16 protein-coding genes and 1 tRNA gene are annotated in these 18,676 nt (G+C 67.4%); 7 read left to right on the top strand and 10 right to left on the bottom strand.

Features of this window, described 5'->3' with window-relative positions:
• Nucleotides 1-82: 82 nt before the first annotated feature.
• A complete protein-coding gene (locus ACH4YP_RS10515) occupies nt 83-211 on the bottom strand; it encodes a DLW-39 family protein (protein WP_003999697.1) in 129 nt (42 codons plus the stop codon).
• 326 nt (nt 212-537) lie between these two features.
• Between ACH4YP_RS10515 and ACH4YP_RS10510 the strand changes: the two genes are divergently transcribed.
• Nucleotides 538-879 (top strand): DUF6344 domain-containing protein, encoded by a 342-nt coding sequence (locus tag ACH4YP_RS10510; RefSeq protein WP_361052329.1) that lies wholly within the window; start codon nt 538-540, stop codon nt 877-879.
• A 631-nt stretch (nt 880-1,510) separates the two neighbouring features.
• Here the strand turns inward: ACH4YP_RS10510 and ACH4YP_RS10505 are convergent.
• The 9 genes from ACH4YP_RS10505 to dnaA all read right to left on the bottom strand — a co-directional run bounded on the left by ACH4YP_RS10505 (nt 1,511) and on the right by dnaA (nt 14,450).
• Nucleotides 1,511-1,584 (bottom strand) — tRNA-Ile (locus ACH4YP_RS10505).
• A gap of 190 nt (nt 1,585-1,774) precedes the next feature.
• Complete coding sequence (locus tag ACH4YP_RS10500) at nt 1,775-2,572, bottom strand: DUF3566 domain-containing protein (protein ID WP_361052326.1); 798 nt, start codon at nt 2,570-2,572, stop codon at nt 1,775-1,777.
• Between the two features lie 18 nt (nt 2,573-2,590).
• Nucleotides 2,591-5,191, bottom strand: coding sequence for a DNA gyrase subunit A (gene gyrA, locus ACH4YP_RS10495; RefSeq protein ID WP_361052322.1), 2,601 nt, complete (start codon nt 5,189-5,191; stop codon nt 2,591-2,593).
• Nucleotides 5,192-5,233: 42 nt separating this feature from the next.
• Nucleotides 5,234-7,294 carry a DNA topoisomerase (ATP-hydrolyzing) subunit B gene (gene gyrB / locus ACH4YP_RS10490; RefSeq protein WP_361052319.1) on the bottom strand — a complete coding sequence of 687 codons (2,061 nt, stop codon included), beginning with the start codon at nt 7,292-7,294 and terminating at the stop codon, nt 5,234-5,236.
• A 310-nt stretch (nt 7,295-7,604) separates the two neighbouring features.
• Nucleotides 7,605-8,150, bottom strand: coding sequence for a DUF721 domain-containing protein (locus ACH4YP_RS10485; RefSeq protein WP_398490223.1), 546 nt, complete (start codon nt 8,148-8,150; stop codon nt 7,605-7,607).
• Nucleotides 8,147-9,271, bottom strand: a complete 1,125-nt coding sequence (gene recF, locus ACH4YP_RS10480) for a DNA replication/repair protein RecF (RefSeq protein ID WP_398490222.1) — start codon at nt 9,269-9,271, stop codon at nt 8,147-8,149. Before recF ends, ACH4YP_RS10485 begins: the two co-directional genes overlap by 4 nt.
• A 104-nt stretch (nt 9,272-9,375) precedes the next feature.
• Nucleotides 9,376-10,257 (bottom strand): phosphogluconate dehydrogenase (NAD(+)-dependent, decarboxylating), encoded by an 882-nt coding sequence (gnd, locus tag ACH4YP_RS10475; protein WP_361052310.1) that lies wholly within the window; start codon nt 10,255-10,257, stop codon nt 9,376-9,378.
• A 128-nt stretch (nt 10,258-10,385) separates the two neighbouring features.
• A complete protein-coding gene (gene dnaN, locus ACH4YP_RS10470; protein ID WP_398490539.1) occupies nt 10,386-11,516 on the bottom strand; it encodes a DNA polymerase III subunit beta in 1,131 nt (376 codons plus the stop codon).
• A gap of 1,041 nt (nt 11,517-12,557) precedes the next feature.
• A complete protein-coding gene (gene dnaA, locus ACH4YP_RS10465) occupies nt 12,558-14,450 on the bottom strand; it encodes a chromosomal replication initiator protein DnaA (RefSeq protein ID WP_398490221.1) in 1,893 nt (630 codons plus the stop codon).
• Nucleotides 14,451-14,892: 442 nt separating this feature from the next.
• Here dnaA and rpmH point away from each other — a divergent pair, with 442 nt between their 5' ends.
• The 6 genes from rpmH to rsmG all read left to right on the top strand — a co-directional run bounded on the left by rpmH (nt 14,893) and on the right by rsmG (nt 18,458).
• On the top strand, nt 14,893-15,030 hold the full coding sequence (gene rpmH, locus ACH4YP_RS10460) for a 50S ribosomal protein L34 (protein WP_006381191.1): 138 nt from the start codon (nt 14,893-14,895) through the stop codon (nt 15,028-15,030).
• 18 nt (nt 15,031-15,048) lie between these two features.
• On the top strand, nt 15,049-15,420 hold the full coding sequence (gene rnpA, locus ACH4YP_RS10455) for a ribonuclease P protein component (RefSeq protein WP_079052841.1): 372 nt from the start codon (nt 15,049-15,051) through the stop codon (nt 15,418-15,420).
• Nucleotides 15,417-15,782: a membrane protein insertion efficiency factor YidD gene (gene yidD, locus ACH4YP_RS10450; protein WP_055611475.1), complete on the top strand. Its 366-nt coding sequence runs from the start codon at nt 15,417-15,419 to the stop codon at nt 15,780-15,782. Before rnpA ends, yidD begins: the two co-directional genes overlap by 4 nt.
• 3 nt (nt 15,783-15,785) lie before the next feature.
• Nucleotides 15,786-17,075 (top strand): membrane protein insertase YidC, encoded by a 1,290-nt coding sequence (yidC, locus tag ACH4YP_RS10445; protein WP_361052302.1) that lies wholly within the window; start codon nt 15,786-15,788, stop codon nt 17,073-17,075.
• A gap of 15 nt (nt 17,076-17,090) precedes the next feature.
• Nucleotides 17,091-17,603 carry a R3H domain-containing nucleic acid-binding protein gene (locus tag ACH4YP_RS10440; protein WP_055611477.1) on the top strand — a complete coding sequence of 171 codons (513 nt, stop codon included), beginning with the start codon at nt 17,091-17,093 and terminating at the stop codon, nt 17,601-17,603.
• 138 nt (nt 17,604-17,741) lie between these two features.
• Complete coding sequence (gene rsmG / locus ACH4YP_RS10435) at nt 17,742-18,458, top strand: 16S rRNA (guanine(527)-N(7))-methyltransferase RsmG (protein WP_361052298.1); 717 nt, start codon at nt 17,742-17,744, stop codon at nt 18,456-18,458.
• Nucleotides 18,459-18,676: the final 218 nt, after the last annotated feature.

Raw genomic sequence — 18,676 nt, 5'->3', positions numbered from 1 at the left:
CTGTCCCGGCCGCCCTGCCCCCGGCAACACAAAACCCCGACCGCGAGGCGGCCGGGGTCTGTACTGAGACTGTCGTCGGTACTCACGAACCCGTGGGCACGGAGTCGGTCGCCTCCGTCCACAGATCCTGCTCGGCGCGATCCGCCTGGATCTGGCGGTACACGAGGAGCCCGCCGATGGCGGCCAGTGCGACCAGGAGAAGCTTCTTCACCGCGAGACCTCGTCTTTCCTTGGCGTAGGGGACTTCTGCCGCCCGACTATACACACCGGCCGATACCGATCGGTGACCTGCGTCGGCAGCCAACTCCCGCACGGCACACAGCAGTAGAACCGGATGACGGCGTTCCCTCCGGAACGTTGGAAGTCACCACACACCACGACTTTTAATGCTCTTCGTCGCTTTTCTGGCTTCTTGGGTCCATCCGGGTGGTGTTCATCAGAAGATCGACGCGCCACGGGTGCGGGTCCACCACTTCACGGCCGCCATACACATCATGAGGAAAGTACGCAAATCGCCCAACCCGAAAGTGAGGGGCCATGGCCAAGATCTGGGTCATGAAGCTGTGGACCGCGGTCATCACCGCCTTCATCGCACTGTGCACGACGCTCGGACTCGTCACGACGGCGGGCGCGGCCACACCGGTACAGCAGCCGGAGAGCCCGCGCAACAGCACCGCGACCGTGACGTTCCCGACGACGGCCGCCTGGGCGTGGGCGTACGCCCGTTCCCTGCCCCCCACCATGAAGCAACGCATCCGCGCCGAGGCCCACGGTTCCTCGCCGAGCTGCCGCCACCGCGCGCCGGCGGACACGGACGAGACCTCCGACGAGGAGGAGCCCGCGGCGGACTCCGCCGCTCCCTGCACCGACCGGACGTAGGCCGAGCTCAGACGAACAGGCCCCTACGTAGACCCTCTTCATGTAGTTCAGCCTCTACGTAGACCTCGTTTCACGTCCCTCCGATTACCTCTGCCTCTCACACACCTCACGTCCGGGGCGAACTTGCGTACACACCGGGCACACGACAAGACCCCCAACCAGGGCTGGTTGGGGGTTCGCAGTGCGTGGCCAACAGGATCTGATCTGGTGTCAGCCGACACACGAGATCTTGGCAGACACGAGTGCTCTAGCCTCGGGACAGCAGGACGATCGCCGCCCCGATTCCGATCAGCCCTGCTACGGCAACCACTGTGGCTATGACCCGCAGGCCACCGAAGTCCTGCGCTCGCGCCTGTTCCACAGGTCTTCCTTGAAGCCCCGACGCGACCACCGCGCGAAACCAGATGGACCCCTTCTTCGAAGCGAGTGCCGAGCCCATGACGAGTGCGCCCACCCCCCAGATCAAGAGGAATACCTGGCCGCCGTGGGTGGCGTCGCGTCCGCCGTCGGCCCGCACACCGTGGAACGGGCGTGGCTCACGGCGTCCAGCTGGAAGATCAACTCATCGACCGATGTCAGCCATGGACGCCAAAAGACCCCCAGGCGTGATCACCTGGGGGTCTTCGTGATGTGGGGCTAACAGGATTTGAACCTGTGGCCTCATCCTTATCAGGGATGCGCTCTAACCAACTGAGCTATAGCCCCGCCGCGCTCTGCGGTGTATGTCCCGCGCGCTGACCTCTGAAGATTAGCGCACGACGGGGTCAGTCCCAAAATCGGTATCCGAGCCCCGCTCCAGCCTGCCCGGACAGCCTGACAACGCATCCCCGGACAGCGTGAGAGCGCATCCCCGACAAGGGATGCGCTCCTAGCAGCAAGCGGTTACGACAACGTTTTACTCATCCTCGGCGAGCGTCAGCTCGATACCGCCGACGAAGCCCGCGGAGAGGTTGTAGATGAACGCTCCGAGGGTGGCGAGCGCGGTGGCGAGGACGACGTCGATGACCGCGATGATCGACGTGAAGATGAGCACACGCGGCAGCGACAGGAAGGACTGCAGGTCGAAACCGTTGGACTCGTTCGAGCCGGTGGCCTCGGAGATCGTGCCGCCCACCGTGGAGAAGACGCCCATCGCGTCCATGACCATCCACAGGACCGCGGCCGCGACGATCGTGCAGATGCCGAGCGCGATGGAGAGCAGGAAGCTGACCTTCATCACCGACCACGGGTCCGCCTTGGCCACCCGCAGACGCGCCTTGCGCGTGCGCGGAGTCGTACGGGCCCCGGTGCGCGGCCTGCGGACGGTGCCGGTGGCCGCCTGCTGTGCCGGGTACGCCTGCGGCGGGTGGTACGGCTGAGCGGTCTGCTGCGGCTGCCGTTCCCCCGGCAGCGGCGATCCCGGAGGCGGCGGCGCCGCGCCCGCGGGAGCAGGCTGGCCCACCGGCGGCGCGTGGCTCGCCGGTGCCGCCGGGCCCGGGGCTGGTCCCCGCCCCGGAGAAGGCGCCGGGCCCGGAGGCACCGGCGAGCCTGGGGCCGCACCCGCCGCGTGCTGCGGCGTCTGCGGACCTCTGGTGTCCGTCACAGTTCCCCCCTGGGATCCATGAGATTCATGGGAGTCAGTCGCCTCCGTGGCGGGGCCACGGCCGCCGTCCTTTTCCGTACCGGTCGAACCGGCGCCCGTGGCTCCGCTCACGATGACTCACTCCTCGCGCTACTCGTCCGAGGACTGATCGCCCTCGTCCGTGCCGGCGACCGTCTCGACCTCGTCCGAGTCGTCGACCACCCCGTCGACTTCCTCGGCCTCGCGACCGGCCTCGGCGTTTCGAGCGATGCCGACAACGGCATCGCGCTTGCCCAGGTTGATCAGTTGGACGCCCATGGTGTCACGGCCCGTCTCCCTGACCTCGTTGACTCGCGTACGAATCACACCGCCCGACAGCGTGATGGCGAGGATCTCGTCGGTCCCCTCGACCACCAGCGCGCCGACGAGCGAGCCGCGATCCTCGACGATCTTGGCGGCCTTGATACCCAGGCCACCGCGACCCTGGACGCGGTACTCGTCGACGTTGGTCCGCTTCGCGTACCCGCCGTCTGTGGCAGTGAACACGAACGTACCGGGTCGAACAACATTCATCGAGAGCAGCTGGTCTCCCTCACGGAAGCTCATGCCCTTCACACCCGAGGTCGCACGGCCCATGGGACGCAAAGCGTCATCCGTCGCCGTGAACCTGATCGATTGAGCCTTCCTGCTGATCAGAAGTAGATCATCCTCTGCCGAAACAAGCTCAGCACCGATCAGTTCGTCGTCAGAACCGTCCTCTGTTTCACGGAGGTTGATCGCGATGACGCCGCCCGAACGCGGTGAATCGTAATCCTTCAGGGGCGTCTTCTTCACAAGTCCGCCCTTCGTGGCCAGCACCAGATAGGGCGCCGCCTCGTAGTCGCGGATCGCGAGGATCTCGGCGATCGCCTCGTCCGGCTGGAATGCCAGCAGGTTGGCGACGTGCTGTCCACGCGCGTCACGTCCGGCGTCCGGGAGTTCGTACGCCTTCGCGCGGTAGACGCGGCCCTTGTTGGTGAAGAACAGCAGCCAGTGGTGCGTCGTCGACACGAAGAAGTGGTCGACGATGTCGTCTTCCTTGAGCTTCGTGCCGCGTACGCCCTTGCCGCCGCGCTTCTGGGAGCGGTAGTCGTCCGTCTTGGTGCGCTTGACGTAGCCGCCGCGCGAGATGGTGACGACGATGTCCTCTTCGGCGATCAGGTCCTCCATGGACATGTCGCCGTCGAAGGGGACCAGCTTGGACCGGCGGTCGTCGCCGAACTTCTCGACGATCGCGGCCAGTTCCTCGCTGATGATGCCGCGCTGACGCACGGGCGAGGCCAGGATCGCGTTGTACTCGCGGATCTTCGCCTGGAGTTCGTCGTGCTCGGAGACGATCTTCTGGCGCTCCAGAGCGGCCAGCCGGCGCAGCTGCATCTCGAGGATCGCGTTGGCCTGGATCTCGTCGATCTCCAGAAGGCCCATGAGGCCCTCTCGCGCGATCTCCACGGTGTCACTGCGCCGGATCAGTGCGATGACCTCGTCGATGGCGTCCAGGGCCTTCAGGAGGCCACGCAGGATGTGCGCACGCTCCTCGGCCTTGCGCAGCCTGAAGCGCGTACGGCGGACGATGACCTCGACCTGGTGCGCCACCCAGTGCCGGATGAACGCGTCGAGCGACAGCGTGCGCGGCACACCGTCGACCAGCGCCAGCATGTTCGCGCCGAAGTTCGTCTGCAGGTCGGTGTGCTTGTAGAGGTTGTTCAGCACGACCTTGGCGACCGCGTCCCGCTTCAGGACGATGACCAGGCGCTGGCCCGTACGGGACGACGTCTCGTCGCGGACGTCCGCGATACCGCCGACCTTGCCGTCCTTCACCAGGTCGGCGATCTTCTGCGCGAGGTTGTCGGGGTTGACCTGGTAGGGGAGTTCGGTGACCACCAGGCACTGGCGGTTCTGGATCTCCTCGACGTCGACGACCGCGCGCATCGTGATGGAGCCACGGCCCGTGCGGTACGCCTCCTCGATGCCCTTACGGCCCACCACAAGGGCGCCGCTCGGGAAATCGGGGCCCTTGATGCGCTCGATCAGGGCGTCCAGAAGCTCCTCGTGCGTGGCCTCCGGGTTCTCCAGGTACCACTGGGCGCCGGACGCGACCTCGCGCAGGTTGTGCGGCGGGATGTTGGTCGCCATGCCGACCGCGATGCCCGCCGAACCATTGATCAGCAGGTTCGGGAAGCGCGCCGGCAGAACCGTCGGCTCCTGGTTGCGGCCGTCGTAGTTGTCCGTGAAGTCGACGGTCTCCTCGTCGATGTCACGGACCATCTCCATGGACAGCGGCTTCAGCTTGCACTCGGTGTACCGCATGGCGGCGGCCGGGTCGTTGCCTGGAGAGCCGAAGTTGCCGTTGGAGTCCACCAGCGGCATCCGCATCGACCACGGCTGCGCGAGGCGGACCAGCGCGTCGTAGATCGAGGAGTCGCCGTGCGGGTGGTAGGTGCCCATGACGTCGCCGACGACGCGGGCGCACTTGTAGAAGCCCTTCTCGGGCCGGTAGCCGCCGTCGTACATGGCGTACAGGACGCGGCGGTGGACGGGCTTGAGACCGTCCCGTACGTCGGGCAGCGCACGCGACACGATGACGGACATCGCGTAGTCGAGGTACGAGCGCTGCATCTCGGTCTCGAGCCCGACGGGCTCGACACGCAGGGCGATCTCGCCCTCTTCAGGGGTGATCGGACCAGTGGGGGAAAGAGGTGTCTCGTCGGTCATTGCTGGTGAAGATCCTTTCTGGTGCGGTCAGCTGAGACCGACTCAGATGTCGAGGAAGCGGACGTCCTTGGCGTTGCGCTGGATGAACGCGCGGCGTGCCTCGACGTCCTCGCCCATCAGGACCGAGAACAGGTCGTCGGCCTGGGCGGCGTCGTCGAGCGTGACCTGACCGAGGACCCGGTGCTCCTGGTCCATCGTCGTGATGCGCAGCTCCTCGGCGTTCATCTCGCCGAGACCCTTGAAGCGCTGGATCGAGTCCTCCCTGACGCGCTTGCCCGCCTGGCGGCCGAGCTCGATCAGGGCGTCGCGCTCACGGTCCGAGTACGCGTACTCGAAGTCGTCCCGGCCCCACTTGATCTTGTAGAGCGGCGGACGGGACAGGAACACGTGCCCGGCCTCGACCAGCGGCCGCATGAAGCGGAACAGGAAGGTCAGCAGCAGGGTGTTGATGTGCTGTCCGTCGACGTCGGCGTCCGCCATCAGGATGATCTTGTGATAGCGGAGCCTGGCGATGTCGAAGTCCTCGTGGACTCCGGTGCCGAAGGCGGAGATCAGTGCCTGGATCTCCTGGTTCTGCAGGATCTTGTCGATCCGGGCCTTCTCGACGTTGAGGATCTTTCCCCGGATCGGGAGGATCGCCTGGTACTCCGGGTTCCGGCCGGACTTGGCCGAGCCGCCGGCGGAGTCACCCTCGACGATGAAGATCTCGCACTTGGTGGGGTCGTTCGACTGGCAGTCGCTCAGCTTGCCCGGCAGCGACGCCGTCTCCAGGAGCCCCTTGCGGCGGGTGAGGTCGCGGGCCTTGCGGGCCGCCACGCGCGCGGTGGCCGCCTGGATCCCCTTGCGGATGATGTCCGAGGCTTCGTTCGGGTTGCGGTCCAGCCAGTCGGTGATGTGCTCGTGGACGACCTTCTGGACGAAGGTCTTCGCCTCGGTGTTGCCCAGCTTGGTCTTCGTCTGCCCCTCGAACTGGGGCTCGCCGAGCTTGATCGAGATGATCGCCGTCAGACCCTCGCGGATGTCGTCGCCCGTGAGGTTGTCGTCCTTCTCGCGCAGCAGCTTCTTGTCGCGCGCGTACCGGTTGATGAGACCGGTGAGCGCCGCACGGAAACCCTCCTCGTGCGTGCCGCCGTCGGGGGTCTGGATGGTGTTGGCGAAGGAGTACACGCCCTCGCTGTAGCCGCCGTTCCACTGCATCGCGACCTCGAGGGAGAGCATGCGCTCCTTGTCCTCGGCCTCGATGTCGATCACGGTGGGGTGGATGACCTCGCCCTTGCGGGAGTTGAGGTACGTCACGAAGTCGACGATGCCGCCCTCGTAGTGGTACGTGACGGTCTTGACCTCTTCGGTCTCGTCCGCACCGGCCTCGTCGGCACCCGCCGTTGCCTTCGCGGAGTCGCGCTCATCAGTGAGTTTGATCGTCAAACCCTTGTTGAGGAACGCCATCTCCTGGAAGCGCCGCGAGAGCGTCTCGAAGGAGTAGTCGGTGGTCTCGAAGATGTCCCCGTCGGCCCAGAAGGTGACCGAGGTACCGGTCTCCTCGATGGCCTCGTGCTGGGCGAGCGGGGCGGTCGGGATGCCCAGCTTGTAGTCCTGCGTCCAGCGGTGCCCGTCGGTCCTGACCTCCACGGCCACCTTCGAGGACAGCGCGTTCACGACGGACACGCCCACGCCGTGCAGACCGCCGGAGACCGCGTAGCCGCCGCCGCCGAACTTGCCGCCCGCGTGCAGCACGGTCAGGACGACCTCGACGGCGGGCTTGCCCTCGGAGGGGACGATGCCCACCGGGATGCCGCGGCCGTTGTCGATGACCCGGACGCCACCGTCGGCGAGGATCGTGACGTCGATCGTGTCCGCGTGCCCGGCGAGCGCCTCGTCGACGGAGTTGTCGACCACCTCGTACACGAGGTGATGCAGGCCACGCTCACCGGTCGAGCCGATGTACATGCCGGGTCGCTTGCGGACCGCGTCCAGACCCTCGAGGACGGTGATGGCGCTGGCGTCGTACGAGGCGGTGACCTCGCCGTTCAAGGTTTTGGCCTCGCCGTCGACGCCGGCGTCGGTGGACGGGATGTTCTCGTTGGGGTTGCCGGAATCGGCCACGAAGCGCCCTTTCTGGCACAGCACAAGCCAAGCTCCCGGCGGGTGGCCGGAGCGGCTGCGGCGTGTTGCGTTGGTAAGCCTTAGTCAGCGTTGCTCGGTGCGTCCCACAAGTGGGGCGGGATTAGCCTCCAGTCTACCGGTAGCGCCGACAGTGATGGGGGTTTGCCGGTACCTGAGTCCGCATGTGCCGCCCTGAACCGGTCTCCACCGACTCCCCATATGTGGACCCGGGCCCAAAGAGGCGCAGAGCGGCACTCAGCGCTTCGAGGTGTCAACCCCCCGCTACGAACGGCATACCGTCCGGTCTGGCTCACCCGTAGGTGTCACCGGGGCCCGTGCTGCCAGGCGCGCGCAAGGGGCCGAAACGCTGGACGGGACCCCCGGGGCCGAGCACCTTGATCAGCTTCACCGTGCCGTGCCCGAGGTCCTTGTTCAGGCGTGCGACCAGCTGCGGAGCGAGCAGTCGCAGGTTGGTCGCCCAGGCCGTCGAGTCGCACCGCACGATCAGCACGCGCTCGTCCTCGTCGTACTTCTCCGGTACGCAGTGGTTCGCCAGGTCGTCGCCGACGATCTGCGGCCAGCGGCCCATGACACCGCCGACGGCGGCCGGCGCCTCCCAGCCGCGCTCGGTGATGAGCCGGTTGATGGCGGAACCGAGCGCCATGGGGTCACGACCGTCGGCGTGCGCGCCCGAGCGCAGACCGCCGCGCCGCGCCTGCTTCTTCTGCCGCGCCGCGTCCCCACGCGCGCGTGCCTGTTCCTTCGCCGCGCGCAGGGCCACGCGCGCGAGGTCGACGCCGGAGGGTTCGGGGCCCTTCGCCGGCTCGGGCTTCGGCTCGGGTGTGTTCTCGCTCATACGCGCTCCACCGCGCCCCCTGACACGGTGAACCGCGTCCCCGTCAGCACGCCCGGTACGTCGTCGTCGACCGCGGCCGTCACCAGCACCTGCTCACCCGGGGCGACCAGCTCTGCGAGGCGTTCTCGGCGACGGGTGTCCAGCTCGGCGAACACGTCGTCGAGGACCAGCACCGGCTCGTTGCCCTCGGCCCGCAACAGGTCGTACGAGGCCAGGCGCAGCGACAGCGCGTACGACCAGGACTCGCCGTGTGACGCGTATCCCTTCGCGGGCAGCTCGCCAAGTTTGAGCAGTAGTTCGTCACGATGCGGTCCGACCAGGGTGACGCCCCGCTCGATCTCCGACTTGCGCGTCTCCACCATCGCGGCCATCAGCTGCTCGTACAGCTCCTCGCGCGCGTGACCGGTGATCTCGGGCGAGGAGGGCCTGTACTCCAGCGCCACGGGACCACCGCCCGGCGCCAGCTGCTCGTACGCCTTGTCCGCCAGTGGCTGGATCGCGGCGACCAGGTCGAGGCGCTGGGCGAGGAGTTCGGCGCCGACGCGCGCGAGGTGCTGGTCCCAGACGTCGAGCGTGGACAGGTCCATCGTGCGGCCGCCGTGCCGACGGGCGAGCGCGGCCGACTTCAGGAGCGTGTTGCGCTGCCGCAGGACACGGTCGTAGTCCGAGCGCACGCCCGCCATGCGCGGGGAGCGAGCGGTGATCAGCTCGTCGAGGAAGCGCCGGCGCTCGCCCGGATCACCCTTGACCAGCGCGAGGTCCTCAGGGGCGAACAGCACCGTCCGTACGATGCCGAGCACGTCACGCGGCTTGACCTGCGAGGACCTGTTGATGCGGGCGCGGTTGGCCTTGCCGGGGTTCAGCTCCAGCTCGACGAGCTGCTGACGCTCGCCCTGCCGGACGTTGCCCCGGATGATCGCCCGGTCGGCGCCCATCCGCACGAGGGGCGCGTCGGACGAGACGCGGTGGCTGCCGAGGGTGGCGAGATAGCCGACCGCCTCGACAAGGTTGGTCTTGCCCTGTCCGTTGGGCCCCACGAACGCGGTGACGCCCGGATCGAGCGGGACCTCGACCCGGGCGTACGAGCGGAAGTCGGCCAGCGACAGATGCGTGACGTGCATGGTCGTTCGCCGACCTCCCCCAGGGCTGTGGATCCGCGGCGCGGACCTGTGGACTACTTCTTCCGGCTACCCGACCGATTCACTTCGACCTCACTTCGGCGGGTTCACTTCTTCTCGACCGCGTGGCCGCCGAACTGGTTCCGCAGCGCCGCGACCATCTTCATCTGCGGGGAGTCGTCCTGGCGGGACGAGAACCGCGCGAACAGCGACGCGGTGATCGCGGGCAGCGGCACCGCGTGGTCGATGGCGGCTTCCACGGTCCACCGGCCCTCGCCGGAGTCCTGTGCGTAGCCGCGCAGCTTCTCCAGGTGCTCGTCCTCGTCCAGCGCGTTGACCGCCAGGTCGAGCAGCCAGGAGCGGATGACGGTGCCCTCCTGCCAGGAGCGGAAGACCTCGCGCACGTCGGTGACCGAGTCGACCTTCTCCAAGAGCTCCCAGCCCTCGGCGTAGGCCTGCATCATCGCGTACTCGATGCCGTTGTGGACCATCTTCGAGAAGTGGCCCGCGCCCACCTTGCCCGCGTGGACGGCGCCGACGCCGGCGTCACCCTCGGGCTTGAGGGCGTCGAGGACCGGCTGGACCTTGGCGATGTTCTCGGCGTCGCCGCCGTACATCAGCGCGTAGCCGTTCTGCAGGCCCCAGACGCCGCCCGAGACGCCGCAGTCGACGAAGCCGATGCCCTTGGCCGCCAGTTCCTCGGCGTGCTTCTCGTCGTCCGTCCAGCGCGAGTTGCCGCCGTCCACGACGACGTCACCGGGTTCCAGGAGCTCGGCGAGCTCGTCGACCGTCGACTGGGTCGCCGCACCGGCCGGGACCATCACCCACACCACACGCGGACCCTTGAGCTTGCCCACAAGCTCCTCGAGGCTGTGGACATCGGCGACGTCAGGATTGCGGTCGTATCCGATGACGGTGTGGCCTGCGCGGCGAATGCGCTCGCGCATGTTGCCGCCCATCTTGCCGAGGCCGACGAGACCGAGCTCCATCAGGTTGTTCCTTCACTAGCGATGTGGCAGGAGGGCACTTTCGTACCTGCGTCCGAGCCTAAACCCGGACGCTCCTGCACACCTGTGGGCATAGCCGCTCAGACGTACGCCCCCACCTGCGGCCTTCGTCAGCCGCTGAGCCGCACCGGCATGATCAGGTACTTGTACGCCTCGTCCGCCTCCGCGTCCAAGGCGGGCTTGCCGCTCAGGAGCGCCGGCTTCGTGGACGTCGTGAAGGAGAGCTGCGCGACCGGGGAGTCGATGGCGCTCAGGCCGTCGAGCAGGAACGTGGGGTTGAAGGCGATCGAGACGTCGTCGCCCTCCAGCTGGGCGTCAACCCTTTCCACAGCCTGTGCGTCGTCGCTGGAACCGGCCTCCAGGATCAGCACGCCCTGCTCGAAGGAGAGCCGCACCGGGGTGTTCCGCTCGGCGACCAGGGCCACACGCTTGACGGCCTCCACGAAGGGGGCGGTCTCGATCACGGCGATGGAGTTGAACTCCGTCGGGAACAGCGAGCGGTACTTCGGGAGGTCGCCCTCCAGCAGACGCGTGGTCGTCCGCCGTCCCGCGCCCTCGAAGCCGATCAGCCCCTCGCCGGCACCGGAGCCGGACAGCGCCAGGATGACGCTGTCGCCGCTTGTGAGGGCCTTGGCGGTGTCCAGGAGCGTCTTGGCGGGCACCAGGGCCACCGCGGACGCCTCGGGGTTCTCCGGCTTCCACAGGAACTCGCGGACCGCGAAGCGGTAGCGGTCGGTGGACGCCAGCGTGACCGTGTCGCCCTCGATCTCGATGCGCACACCGGTGAGGACGGGCAGCGTGTCGTCGCGGCCCGCCGCGATGGCCACCTGGGCGGCGGCGGAGGCGAAGACCTCACCGGGGACGGTGCCGGTCGCCGACGGCATCTGCGGCAGCGCCGGGTACTCCTCCACCGGCAGTGTGTGCAGGGTGAAGCGCGAGGAGCCGCAGACCACGGTCGCCCGTACACCGTCCGTGGAAATCTCCACCGGTCGGTTGGGCAGGGCGCGGCAGATGTCGGCGAGCAGCCGGCCGGAGACGAGCACCGTGCCCTGCTCGTCGATCTCGGCGTCCACGGAGACCCGTGCCGAGACCTCGTAGTCGAAGCTGGAGAGGCTCAGCGTGCCCTCCTCGGCCTTCAGCAGAAGGCCGGCGAGCACAGGCGCCGGCGGACGGGCCGGGAGGCTGCGTGCCGCCCAGGCCACTGCCTCCGCGAGTACGTCGCGTTCCACCCGGATCTTCACCGTTGCCGCCTCCGTCTGTTGCCGGCGCTCTCGCCCTGCTGCCTCGTCGTCTGACTCGGTGTCGCTCAGCCCGGTCATGGGAAGGACACCGGGGAACAGTCTGACGCACCGCACTGACAGTCGGTGCCCCTCGGGGTCAAGTCGTTCCGAGCGGCGACTGAGGCTCCGAGCGCGAGTTGTGCACAGCCCCCACTTCGAATCGACTCTCAGACTCTTTCTAGTTGGGAGTAGTAGTAGGGGCTGTGGATACCGTGGATAACCCCGTTTTCGCAGGTCAGGGTTGGTTTTTTGTCCACTGGCCCTGTGGGTGGAGGCGGTGGAAAACAGGCGACTTCTGTGGACGGGGAAAAGTTCTGCACACCCGATACACAGGCGGGGGTCACTTCTCCCCAGCGCCGTCCCCAGGTTTACCCACGTTCCCCACAGCCCAACCCAGCACCTTCGTGTGACGCCTTTCACTCGACACGGTGAGGAGACGCGTCGCGTTGCCGAACAGTGGACAGCCATGTGGAGAAGCCGGTGATCGCTGGGGACAACGGCCCCCAGCCTGTGGGGCGCCGGTGGACAACTTTCTGCACAGCCTGTGGATCTTTTCTTCGTCCACAGCCTGTGGAGATCGTTCGTCCACGAATCCACAACCGGCTGACCTCGCCTGATGCCCTTTCAGCAGCACGCCCTGTGGACACGATCTGGACAACTTCCCAGTCCCCAGGATGTGGACACGAGAAAGTACCCGAATCTGTGGAGGACGGCCGTAACCAGGGCACGTATTCGAACAACGGATGGTCTTCGGGTGGCGGTGGAGCGACTCGTGACGCGGCCGGGAGGCTCGTACGAGGGCGGAAGAGAGCCGACCGAAGGCTGACCGAAGGCGGAACGAGGGTCCTCAGGAGGCATGTGAGAGCGGCGGAAGCCGTCTTCCGAGGTGTGCGGGGACGACGTTTGACGCGTGCCGGACGCCTTTGATGGGCGTCCGGCACGACGAAAGGCGCCCTCGGGAGCGTGTCCCGGGGCGCCTTCAGCGACGTATCGCCACGGCTGTCAGCCGTTCTTGATGCGGTTCGTGAGCTCGGTGACCTGGTTGTAGATGGAGCGGCGCTCGGCCATCAGCGCGCGGATCTTCCGGTCGGCGTGCATGACGGTCGTGTGGTCGCGGCCGCCGAACTGGGCGCCGATCTTCGGCAGCGAGAGGTCGGTGAGCTCACGGCACAGGTACATGGCGATCTGGCGTGCCGTGACCAGCACGCGGCTGCGCGAGGAACCGCACAGGTCGTCCACCGTGAGACCGAAGTAGTCGGCGGTCGCCGCCATGATGGCCGGCGCGGTGATCTCCGGGGACGAGTCCTCGCCGCCGGGGATCAGGTCCTTGAGGACGATCTCCGTCAGGCCGAGGTCCACGGGCTGCCGGTTGAGCGACGCGAAGGCCGTCACCCGGATCAGCGCGCCCTCCAGCTCACGGATGTTCCGCGAGATCCGGGACGCGATGAACTCCAGCACCTCGGGTGGGGCGTTGAGCTGCTCCTGCACCGCCTTCTTACGAAGGATGGCGATACGGGTCTCCAGCTCGGGCGGCTGGACGTCGGTGATCAGGCCCCACTCGAAACGGTTCCGCAGCCGGTCCTCCAGGGTCACCAGCTGCTTGGGCGGCCGGTCGCTGGAGAGCACGATCTGCTTGTTCGCGTTGTGGAGCGTGTTGAAGGTGTGGAAGAACTCCTCCTGCGTCGACTCCTTGTCCGCCAGGAACTGGATGTCGTCGACGAGCAGGATGTCCATCTCGCGGTACCGCTTGCGGAAGCTGTCGCCCTTTCCGTCGCGGATCGAGTTGATGAACTCGTTGGTGAACTCCTCCGAGCTCACGTACCGCACGCGCGTGCCCGGGTAGAGGCTGCGTGCGTAGTGCCCGATCGCGTGCAGCAGGTGCGTCTTGCCGAGTCCCGACTCCCCGTAGATGAAGAGGGGGTTGTAGGCCTTGGCTGGTGCCTCGGCGACGGCGACCGCGGCGGCGTGCGCGAAACGGTTCGAGGCGCCGATGACGAAGGTGTCGAAGAGGTACTTCGGGTTGAGGCGCGCGGTGGGCTCTCCGGGACCGGCCGCCGGCGCCGGCTGCGCGGCCAGGGGGCCCGGGGCACCACTGGAGGCGGGCAGATTGGAGCCGACGGGTCCGCCGCGGTGGACATGCCCGGTCCCGGACTGCGAGGGCGGCTCGGGCCGACGGTCGCGGCGGTCCGGGCGCTGGTCGTAGTCCGAGCGAGGCTGGTCGTACCCGGGCCGCTGCTGCTCGTAGTCGGACCGCTGCTGTTCGTAGGGAGAGCGGTCCGGAGGCTGCTGCCGGTAGTCCTGGGGGGGCGACGCGTACGGGTCCCGGTCCGGGAAGCCGAGCCGCTGCTGCTGCCAGCCGTAGTCGTCCTGCGAGGGCCGCGGCCAGCCGCCGGGATCGGGGCGCTGATAGTCGGGGTACGCGGGACGGGCGGTCGGGAGCTGGTCCCCACGGGGCTGTTGCTGGTCGGGGCGGCCCTGCGGGTGGTCGTCCATGTGGTCGTCCGCACGGTGGCGGCCGTATCCCCGGTATCCGTCACGGCCCTGCGGGGAGGGGCGCTCGGGCTCCTCGTAGCGCTGCTGCGACTGGGCGGGCGGCGCAGGCGGGGCCGGGGTCTCGCCGACGGAGTCGTCGACGGTGATCGCGATACGGATCGGGCGGCCGCACTCGCGGCTCAGGGTCTCGCTGACGATCGGCGCCAGGCGCCCTTCCAGGACACCCTTCGCGAACTCGTTGGGGACCGCGAGCAGTGCGGTGTCCGCTACGAGTGCCAGCGGCTGGCAGCGCTTGATCCAGTGCTCGTCCTTCGTCTCGACACCCTGCCCACGCCCCTCACCGAGAAGTTGCTCCAATACTCGTGGCCACACTGCGGCAAGATCGGCAGGTACGTCAGCCACAGGGCACGCTCTCTCACGGGTCCCACGAACGTGTGATTCCTGGGACGGATTGGGTTGGAACTCGGGTGGGGCGGGTGGAACGAAGCAGCTGGGGCGGGGGGAACAAGGCAGCTGGGGCGGGCGGCACGAATCAGATGGAGCAGGGAGAAGGGAACGAACCGGAGTCCAGCCACGGTAGTCAGGGCGACCCATGCGGTTCAAGTTGTTGTCCCCAGGCTGTGGATAGTGTCTCCCGGGCAGGGCTGGTTTGACCGGATGGCGTAGCCGCGCGTACCGTAACCAGGTCGAGTTGTCGATGGCTGCTGCCGCCTGCCTCCGATGGGCACAGATCGCGAAGAGTGATCGGGAAGCGGTGCACTCGGGCGTAAGCGAGCTACTCGTGGGCGCACGGTGACAGCCAAGACGGCACCCCGAAACTACCGATTTCTTCTGGAGCCCCCGAGTGAGCAAGCGCACCTTCCAGCCGAACAACCGTCGTCGCGCCAAGACCCACGGCTTCCGCCTGCGGATGCGTACCCGTGCCGGTCGCGCGATTCTCGCGAACCGTCGTGGCAAGGGTCGCGCCAGCCTGTCCGCCTGATCACCAACAGGTCATGACGTGCTGCCTACCGAGCATCGGCTGAGGCGGCGCGAGGACTTCGCGACCGCGGTACGCCGAGGACGCCGGGCCGGACGCCCGCTTCTCGTCGTTCATCTACGTAGCGGTGCAACGGACCCGCACGCGCCTGGGGAGAGCGCTCCCCCGACGCGTGCGGGTTTCGTTGTCAGCAAAGCAGTGGGCGGCGCCGTCGTACGCAACAAGGTGAAGCGCCGGCTTCGCCATCTGATGCGTGACCGAGTGGCTCTGCTGACCCCCGGTAGCCTGGTAGTCGTACGAGCGCTGCCCGGTGCGGGTGACGCCGACCATGCACAGCTGGCCCGAGACCTGGACGCCGCCCTGGAGCGGCTACTGGGAGGGGGCGCGCGATGAAGTACCCGCTGCTGGCTCTCATCAAGCTGTACCAGTGGACCATCAGCCCGTTGCTCGGGCCGGTGTGCAAGTACTACCCGTCGTGCTCCCACTACGGGTACCAAGCCATCGACCGTCACGGTGCGATCAAGGGAACGGCACTCACCGCCTGGCGCATCCTGCGGTGCAATCCGTGGTCGCTGGGCGGTGTGGACCATGTCCCGCCGCGCAAGCGTCCGCGGTGGCACGAAATGCTGCGTAACGCCTGGCGTGCACGCAAGGGCGGGACCTCCGCCGCCGAACCGGCCACCGAGGGGCACGGTATGTCCAACCATCCTTCGAGCCCGGCCGCCGAGACCCCGTCCCATGCTCAAGGAGCCTGATTAGTGGACACGATTGCCAGTATTTTCAGCTTCATCACGACACCCGTTTCCTGGGTCATCGTCCAGTTCCACTCCGTATACGGCGCCGTCTTCGGCCCTGATACGGGCTGGGCCTGGGGCTTGTCCATCGTGTCCCTGGTGATCCTGATCCGTATCTGCCTGATCCCGCTCTTCGTGAAGCAGATCAAGGCGACGCGGGCGATGCAGACGCTCCAGCCCGAGATGAAGAAGATCCAGGAGCGCTACAAGAACGACAAGCAGCGTCAGTCCGAAGAGATGATGAAGCTGTACAAGGAGACGGGTACCAACCCGCTCTCCTCGTGCCTTCCCATCCTGGCGCAGTCCCCGTTCTTCTTCGCCCTGTACCACGTGCTCAACAGCATCGCGTCGAACGACACCATCGGCGTGATCAACACCCGGCTGCTGGAGAGCGCGCAGAAGGCGCACATCTTCGGTGCTCCGCTGGCCGCGAAGTTCACGGACGGCGACGCCAAGGTCCAGGCGCTGGGCTCCTCGATCGCCGACGTGCGCGTCGTCACGGCGATCATGATCGTCCTGATGTCGTTCTCGCAGTTCTACACGCAGCGCCAGCTGATGACGAAGAACGTCGACACGACGGTGAAGACGCCGTTCATGCAGCAGCAGAAGATGCTGATGTACGTCTTCCCGATCATGTTCGCCGTCTTCGGTATCAACTTCCCCGTCGGTGTCCTCGTCTACTGGCTGACCACCAACGTGTGGACCATGGGCCAGCAGATGTACGTCATCCACAACAACCCGACGCCGGGTTCCAAGGCTCAGGCCTCCTACCTGGAGCGGCTGCACAAGCGCGTCACGCAGCATGAGAAGACGCGTGGCCGCGGTGAGAAGGCCATCGTCAAGGCCATCGTGGCCAAGGGCCGCGATCGCAACGACTTCGAGCGCAAGTTCATCAACGGCCTGAGCAAGGCGGGCCTGGCGGCCCAGGCCGACGGCACCGTGGTGAAGAGCGAGGCCTCGACCGTGGTCGAGACCGAGGACGGCACCCCGGCGACGGGCGGCGCCGCTCCCAAGCGCCAGCAGCCCAAGCGGCAGAGCAAGTCCCAGCGTCAGTCGGGCGCTGCCCAGGGCGGTCCCAAGGCCGCGGACGAGTCCGCGCCGAAGACCTCGCTCAGCAAGTCCGACGAACCGCAGGACGCCAAGCCCGGTACCAAGCCGGCGGGCGGCAAGTCCGCGTCCGGTGGCACCCGCAGCAAGGCCCAGTCCGGACAGCGCAAGGGCCCGCAGCGGCCCAAGTCCCCGTCCAAGAAGTAAGAAGGAGTCCATCCCGTGACGGAAGGCACCACCTCCGCTGCCCCTGAGGGTGGCGACACCCTGACCCGCCTGGAGCAGGAGGGCGAGATCGCGGCCGACTACCTCGAGGGTCTGCTGGACATCGCCGATCTCGACGGCGACATCGACATGGATGTCGAGGCCGATCGCGCGGCGGTCTCGATCATCAGCGACTCCAGCGGCCGTGACCTGCAGAAGCTGGTCGGCCGCGACGGTGAGGTACTGGAGGCCCTCCAGGAGCTCACACGGCTGGCCGTGCACCGGGAGACCGGGGACCGCAGCCGGCTGATGCTGGACATCGCGGGTTACCGCGCCAAGAAGCGCGAGGAACTCTCCGAGCTGGGCGCGAAGGCAGCGGCCGAGGTCAGGAGTTCCGGTGAGCCCGTGAAGATGAAGGCGATGACCCCCTTCGAGCGCAAGGTGGTGCACGACGCGGTCAAGGCCGCGGGCCTGCGCAGCGAGTCCGAGGGCGAGGAGCCGCAGCGCTTCGTCGTCGTGCTCCCTGCCTGATCCAGCACGTCGTTCTCCGGCCCCGTCTGTGTTCGCAGGCGGGGCCGAACTTTGTCAGCCTGATAGTCCCCGATGGTTCCTGATAGTCCTGGTAGTCAGCGCGCAGTGCGCTCAAGCGGTACGGAAGGACGGTTCCCCGTGACGGAGGCAGCGGAGCTTCCCCCTGCGCCCGAGCAGGCCCGGGCGGTATTCGGCGATCGCTTCGCAGACGCGGTTCGGTACGCGGAGCTGTTGGCGGACGCCGGAGTGCAGCGGGGGCTGATCGGCCCCCGTGAAGTGCCTCGCCTCTGGGAACGGCACCTGTTGAACTGCGCGGTGCTCTCGGAGGTCGTTCCCGAGAGCGTGACGGTGTGCGATGTCGGTTCCGGTGCCGGGCTGCCCGGTATCCCGCTCGCCCTCGTCCGCCCGGATCTGAAGATCACGCTCCTTGAGCCCCTGCTCCGCCGGACGAACTTCCTCACCGAGGTCGTCGAGCTGCTCGGTCTCGACCACGTCACCGTCGTCCGTGGGCGTGCCGAGGAGGTCCTTGGCACGCTGCCTCCGGTCCATGTGGTGACGGCGCGGGCCGTGGCACCGCTGGACCGCCTCGCGGCCTGGGGTGTGCCGCTGCTGCGCCCGTACGGCGAGATGCTTCTCCTCAAGGGCGACACGGCGGAGGAAGAGGTCAAGAACGCCGGGGCCGCCCTGAGCAAGCTGGGAGCCGTGGACATCTCGGTGCTTCACGTGGGTGAAGGTGTGGTGGATCCTCTCGCCACGGTGGTACGCGTCGAGGTCGGGGAGAGCCCCGGCGGCGTGCGCTTCGCGGCCAAGCGGGCGAAGGCGGCCCGGACGGGGCGAACCCGGAGGCGTCGCTGACCGGATCCCGAGGAGAGCGACTCATTCGGGAGGCGTGTTGTCGGGTCAGCGGCTCGTTGACCGACTCGTTGACTGATCCGTCCTGACGACGAGACGTACTCCACACAAGCTGCCAAACCTATGCATGTCGGAGTGTCGCGCGGTCGTGGTCGCGCGCGCTGTGCATCGTGTTTCACGTGAAACGTCGCTCACTGCTGCACGGCATCATCAGTCGCGGC

This window comes from Streptomyces sp. NPDC020747, from assembly GCF_044334695.1.
Lineage (GTDB): Bacteria > Actinomycetota > Actinomycetes > Streptomycetales > Streptomycetaceae > Streptomyces.
Note: the sequence above shows the minus strand (reverse complement) of the source record. Positions and strands in the feature narration are given on the sequence as shown.